General features: G+C 28.2%; 1 protein-coding gene. It reads left to right on the forward strand.

The features are described from left to right. Positions 1-331 precede the first annotated feature (331 nt). The gene (locus tag HGB55_RS15025) at positions 332-1,039 is read left to right on the forward strand and encodes a hypothetical protein (RefSeq protein ID WP_168817889.1); all 708 of its coding nucleotides are present in this window, start codon (positions 332-334) and stop codon (positions 1,037-1,039) included. Positions 1,040-1,296 lie beyond the last annotated feature (257 nt).

A 1,296-nucleotide genomic window follows, 5' to 3' on the forward strand; every position in this document is an offset into this window, starting at 1 on the left:
ACAACTTCTTTCAACTGAATTTGAGCAATATTGCGGAGTGAATGTTGAAACGGTCAGATTTGAGCAATGAATCGGTTAAAGATGAGTTAAAATGAAAAATCTAGCTATGTGTGATTAAGTTACTTTAACCAACAATGGCTATATTGCATTGTGGCGGATTTTCTTTTTCAGAAAATCCTCGTATATTTACTAACACAATTGCTATGGCGGAAAAATCTTACCGATTTTTCCACAACGACAACATAGCCTAAACCGTTGGGTGTCATTTAATTAAAATTATGGTCTATTCAATAACTTAACGCAACAAATCTAAATTTATAGATTTGTAAAAATGAGTTCAAAACATAGACGACTTTCTCTTAAAGAAAGAATCAAAATTGAGACACTTCTAAACGAGAATAAAAATAAAGGAAGAGAAATCGATTTAATTGCGGGATATTTACTTAACTCCAATAAGGACATTTACAAAGAGTTTATGTTTTATTTTGTAATTGAAATTAAAAAAGAAATTAACAAACCTTGGATTGTATTTACTTCCGAGAGTTCTGATTTTGATAAAGCTTTGGGGTTACCAAATAGTTATTTGCAAAGAAATTTTGAAAAACTCAATCTAGCTAATTCATTTAGCAAGTATAATCAACCTATATTAGACAGAATTGGTAGAACAGCTTTTGAAGGTTTTTCTAACGGTAAAGATAAATTATATAGTTCTTTATGTAATTCTACCAAGGCATTTTTTCACGCTATGAATTCTAACTATATACATAAAGATAAGTCAAGCGATAAGCTTTTAAGTTATTTTGAACCAATGATTATTTTAGAAGGAGAATTACTTGAAGCAACAACTGAGAATAACAAGATAGAATTAAACGAAAAATCATACATCCAAATTAACTTCAACTATTTATCACCTCAATACAATAATATAAGACAGAGAAATATAATACATATTGTTAAAAAGGAGTATTTAGAAGAATATATTGACAAAAGAGTTTCGCAATTTAAGGAAATTTATAAATATGTAATTAGAACCGAATAAAAACGTCACCCAACAATGGCTAAAAAAAATTGCTCAATTATGCTAAATAGAAAAATTAAACTAAATTTAAACAACAAAATAAACAGCGGAAAAGTACGATTTATCAATCGCAACTTTTCCTAGCCTAAACCGTTGGTTAAAATAACGAGATTAGAACTTGGCAGAGAAATTTTCTTTCAAAAATAATGATTTACTAAAGCTGAAAATTAGATTGATTTTGAGCATTATTCCGGAATGAGTTTTTGATCTATTTTTCT

Source organism: Lutibacter sp. B1, from assembly GCF_012524075.1.
Lineage (GTDB): Bacteria > Bacteroidota > Bacteroidia > Flavobacteriales > Flavobacteriaceae > Lutibacter.